General features: G+C 71.2%; 3 protein-coding genes and 1 pseudogene. 1 reads left to right on the forward strand and 3 read right to left on the reverse strand.

Annotated features, from left to right (window positions below; all coding sequences use genetic code 11):
• The first annotated feature begins 258 nt into the window (after positions 1-258).
• Positions 259-1,347: a redox-regulated ATPase YchF gene (gene ychF, locus G5C65_RS30860; RefSeq protein ID WP_165302351.1), complete on the forward strand. Its 1,089-nt coding sequence runs from the start codon at positions 259-261 to the stop codon at positions 1,345-1,347.
• A gap of 144 nt (positions 1,348-1,491) precedes the next feature.
• On the opposite strand, the gene G5C65_RS30865 is transcribed toward ychF, so the two are convergent.
• From G5C65_RS30865 to G5C65_RS30875, 3 genes and pseudogenes are all read right to left on the reverse strand, one after another.
• Entirely contained in the window at positions 1,492-2,079 is a 588-nt protein-coding gene (locus G5C65_RS30865; RefSeq protein ID WP_338146750.1) for a Uma2 family endonuclease, read from the reverse strand.
• 219 nt (positions 2,080-2,298) lie between these two features.
• Entirely contained in the window at positions 2,299-4,083 is a 1,785-nt protein-coding gene (locus G5C65_RS30870; protein WP_165302352.1) for a hypothetical protein, read from the reverse strand.
• 44 nt (positions 4,084-4,127) lie between these two features.
• A pseudogene (locus G5C65_RS30875) lies at positions 4,128-5,050 on the reverse strand (hypothetical protein); the annotation flags it as partial.

The raw sequence follows: 5,050 nt of genomic DNA on the forward strand, positions 1-5,050 counted from the left end.
CCCTCCCGTCCTGGTTCCCCCGGCCCCCGGGGGCACCCTGCGGCTCTCGCGGATCGTGCTGGGTCGTGCGCGCGCTGCGTTGCTCCACCGGGACACGGTAGGCCGTCCGCGCGGCCCGCCGCCGTCATGGACACGCGAGAGCCGTGCGGGGCGCTCCGGGCCCGCTCGTAGACTGGACGACGGGCCAGCCGGGTCAGAACCCACGGACCACCAGAGATCCCCGAGATCCCCGAGATCACAACAGGAAGCAGTCGCCCCGTGTCGCTCACGATCGGAATCGTCGGCCTGCCGAATGTCGGCAAGTCGACCCTGTTCAACGCCCTGACCAAGAACGACGTGCTGGCGGCCAACTATCCGTTCGCCACCATCGAGCCCAACGTCGGCGTGGTCGGCGTCCCGGACGCCCGGCTCACCACGCTCGCCGGGATCTTCTCCTCGGAGCGCCGGCTTCCGGCCACCGTCGACTTCGTGGACATCGCGGGCATCGTGCGCGGCGCGAGCGAGGGCGAGGGCCTGGGCAACAAGTTCCTGGCCAACATCCGCGAGTCCGACGCGATCTGCCAGGTGATCCGGGCGTTCCAGGACGACAACGTGGTGCACGTGGACGGCCGGATCTCGCCCAAGGAGGACATCGAGACGATCAACACCGAGCTGATCCTCGCCGACCTCCAGACCATCGAGAAGGTCCTCCCCCGCCTGGAGAAGGAGGCCCGGGTCAAGAAGGACCGGCAGCCCGAGGTGAAGGCCGTCCAGGAGGCGAAGGCCGTACTGGAGGAGGGCCGCACCCTCTTCTCGGCGGGCGTCGCGCAGGGCACCGAGCAGGCGGCGCTGCTGCACGACCTGCACCTGCTCACCACCAAGCCGTTCCTCTACGTCTTCAACGTGGACGAGGACGAGCTGACCGACGAGTCCTTCAAGGACGAGCAGCGCGCCCTGGTCGCCCCGGCCGAGGCCGTCTTCCTCAACGCCAAGCTGGAGGCCGACCTCGCCGAGCTGGACGAGGAGGAGGCCCTGGAGCTCCTGCAGACCGTCGGCCAGGACGAGCCGGGCCTGGCCACCCTCGCCCGCGTCGGCTTCGAGACCCTCGGCCTGCAGACCTACCTCACGGCGGGCCCGAAGGAGGCCCGCGCCTGGACCGTGAAGAAGGGCGCCACAGCCCCCGAGGCCGCCGGCGTCATCCACACCGACTTCCAGAAGGGCTTCATCAAGGCCGAGATCATCTCCTACGACGACCTGGTCGACGCCGGCTCGGTCGCCGAGGCCCGCGCCCGCGGCAAGGCCCGTATGGAGGGCAAGGACTATGTGATGCGGGACGGCGACGTGGTGGAGTTCCGCTTCAACGTGTGATCCGGCACCGCGGCAGGCTCTCGGCGTCATCTACACGCGTTCAAGCATCCGGTTCGGTGGTGGTGGTCAAAGGAGCTGAGCCTCAGCCCCCTCCACAGCATGCAGGGCAGCTCTGACAGCCTCGCGCTGTGTCCCCGCTCGGCTTCAAGCCCCGTAACGAGCCAGCCCGTTGGTGTTCAGCTCGCCGCCCAGTTCTGTCGGCAGCGGGACGGATTCGCCGTACTTGCCGTGGATGACGCCCCGGTACTCCGATTCAGCGTGGTCGGGGCGGCTGAAGAGACTCCACGTTCCCGTTCGGGGATCGATCTGGAGGAGATACGTGACGCGCGCCGATGCGTACCAGGCGGTCTTCTCGTTGATTCCTTTCAAGCGCTCGTTCGGCGAGATGACCTCGACCGCCAGCTCCACCGCGTCCGCGTCGAGCAGCCACTCGTCGCGATCTTTGAAGGACCGGGGGCCGATGGTGAGGTCCGGGGTGGCGTAGTCGTCCGGATCGCCGGGCATGGGGACCGAGACGTTCTCGAACGCCTCGCACACGTCCGGCAGCCCTGGTCGGATCGCGTCACGCAGGTCGATCACGATCCCGGCGTGCTTTCCGCTCGGGCTCGGGGACATCACCAGGGTTCCTCCGATGATCTCGACACGCATGCCTGTGGCCTGCTCGATGCGGTCTGCGGCCTCCCGCAGATGACCGGGGCGTACGGGAATGGAGTGGTGTGCCGGGCTGGTCACATGTCCTCCTCGCCGACGTGCTGCCGAGGCCATCATGGTAGGCCGCGGAGGCCGGGTAGCGCCGTGTCCTGGCGTCGTCACTCGCACGAGCGTCCCTACCGGCTGGTGGTCGCCGCACCAGGAGCCCCGAGGCCGGGGAACCACCGCCGCACACGGCCCGGTACCCGCCGTACCGGGTGCCGGATTCGCTGACACGCCGTGACACGTCATAACGTGGCGTCATCGCCGGGGCGCCGGTTGCCCGCCGAGCAGGAGTGCGACGTCTTCGCGGTCTTCGGGGGTGTCGATGTGGACTTCTCGCAGGGAGTGGAGGGGCCACAGGGGGCGTCCGTCGATCCAGGGCACGACAGTGGGGTCTTTGTTCAGCCAGCCTCGCAGGTCGGCCGTGCCGACCGGTGCGGGAAGCCCTGCCCACGGCCGTCGGCGCGGGCCCGGGGGACACACGGCGAGGATCGCTACGGGCATGGCGTCCGGCCCCGCGCCGGCGGGGAAGAAGACCAGCACCGGTGTCGCGTCGTGGGGGTCGGGCAGCAGTGCGTACGACCTGAGCACCGGTACGGGGGCCTGTGCGGCACGGACGAGTTCGCGCACGGCGGGGAGTCCCTGCGTCCTGGCCCGATGTCCCGCCACCACCGCTCCGACCCCGCCGAGAGCGGCCAGCATGAGGGGGTGGAACTCACCGTCGTCGACCAGCCGCCAGTACAGCAGGGGTGCCAGGGCGCCGACTGTGCCCAGGAGAACGTCGGTGAGCTGTGACATGCGCAGGAGGGTGCGCACCCGCCACCACGGAGCAGTGCGCACGTCGGCCTCGCGCCGTCGGCCGCTGATCCGCGTCCGGGGCCGGGCCGTGCGCTGTGCTGCCTCGCAGGCGGCGGCGTAGGACAGGTCCACGCCGGTGGGCAGCGGTGTCGGCGACGGCTCCGGGCCGGTGGAGGCTTGCGCCGCCAGGCGCCGGGCGCGGTGTCGGCCGGCCAGGCGCCGGGCGGTCCGGATGCCGCCCGCGGCCGCCGAGCCGCCGAAGATCAGCAGTCCCGACAGGAGGAGGGCGTCGTTCACCGCGTTCGCGGGCGTGCCTTCCAAGTCGGCGTTGTAGAGGTCGCCCTTCCACGGCCCGTAGGACACGACCCAGCCGGTCGCCCAGTCGCTCAGAATCGGGTCCCGGCCCGGATCGCACCTGAACGGGCCCTCGCGGAGCCTGCCGCTGTCCGGGTCGCGCCAGGTGACGGTGCAGTTTCCCTGCCGGTCCTCGGAGCGCACGGTCAGCTCGATCTGCGGGTCCCGGTCCGCCGCCGTGGACCAGGCGAACCCCAGACCCGTGAGTACCGCACCGAGCAGCGCGATCCAGCGGAACACCGGCATGCGCCGCCTGCGGGGCGGTCCGGTACGCGGGTGCGCCGCCGGCAGGCCGCTGTGCGAGGGCTGCGGCTGCGCGGGCGCGGGCCGCCGCAGGAGGCCGGACGCCTCCGCACCCCGTATATCCCTCATCCGCCGGCGGCGCGTGCGGGTCGGCCGTACCCACACGAGTGTCCCGCCGCCCGGCTGTGCGATCACTCCCCCGCGCAGCGGGTCGCCGCACCACCACAGCACCCCGGTGGGACCGGGGACGGCCACGTGGTGGCGCTGCCACATGACGACGGGCGTGAACGCTCGCAGTTCCTCGGCGTCCGGGTCCCGCACCACGAGGCGGGGCGCTCCCGCGCCCGGCGGGATGTCCAGGGCTGCCCAGGCGGCCCACGGCCCGGCCGACAGCGCCTCCCGCATCCGGCGCGCGGTCAGGACACTTCCCGTGCCGATCACCAGGACGACCAGACCCGTGCCGAGGCCCCAGGCGGCGACCGTGGCTGCCCAGCCGCCCTCGGCGATGCCAGCGGCCGGGCCGACTGCCAGCCCCGCTGTGCTCAGCCCCAGCCCCAGTCCGAGCCACCCCCGTGCCCGCTGTCGATAGCGTCTCAGCGCCGACTCGGTCTCGCCGAACGCAACGGCATACGACGGCACTGTCGGCATCCTCTCTCCGTTGTGGACACGGGCATGGTGGCCCCCGGTGGGTGTCACCCCAGTGAGCGGTATCCGGCAAATGCTTCGGAGACCGCGGTGACCTTCTCGGGGCCGTCGGCGGTGTGGTTGGCGAAGAAGCGGAGTCGGCCGCTGCCCGCTGTGGTGGCCCACAAGTCGAGCTTGCCGTTGTTGTCGGCATCGGGGGCCGCAGTGAACAGCGGGACGGTGTCGGTGCCCCAGTTCCAGCCGATGCGGGTGCGGTGCTCGGGGTTGCCGATGCCGATGCCGTCGGGGCGTCCGCCGTGGTAGACGTACAGATTGCCTCCGGAGGACTCGCCGCGTACGAGGAGGTCGACGCGTCCGTCCCCGGTGAAGTCGCCGGGCGCGGCCAGGGTGACGTGGTCCGCTCCGGTGTCCCCGATGAGGACGGGGTCGCGGCTGGTGTCGAGGTAGCCGTCGCCGTCGCCGTTCCAGTCGCCGCGGTGGGTGACCTGGGCGTTGTTCCAGGTCGTGTTGGAGGCCCGCTTGGGGTCGTCCTTGAGGGTGCCGTCGCCCTGGTCTCGCCAGCGGTGCAGGATGCCCTTGCCGTCGATGCCCCACAGGTCGGCGTTGCCGCTGCCGTTGATGTCACCGGGCTTGTCGGGTTCGGACAGGCTGTTGGCGTAGAAGAGGTAGGTGCGGGTGTCCGAGCGGTTGCCGGCGCGGTCGATGCTGCGTACGTACAGGTTCTGCGGACCTGCCCAGTTGGGAGTGAGCTTCACGTCGGCGTCGGCCCCGGGGGACGGGGCGTCGACCTTGACGGGGTCGGGCCTGGAGTCCATCCAGTATTCGTACGTGACCACGTCCTTCTCCCCGCCGGACGCCAGCGTGAAGGTGCCCTGCGTACGGACCTCGCCGGTGGTAGCGGGCCAGCCCGCGTCACCGTCGGGGAAGTCGGGGGAGCTGACGCCGGGCGGGGTGCTGGGGCGGTCGAGAG

It is taken from the genome of Streptomyces boncukensis, assembly GCF_011045075.1.
GTDB lineage: Bacteria > Actinomycetota > Actinomycetes > Streptomycetales > Streptomycetaceae > Streptomyces > Streptomyces boncukensis.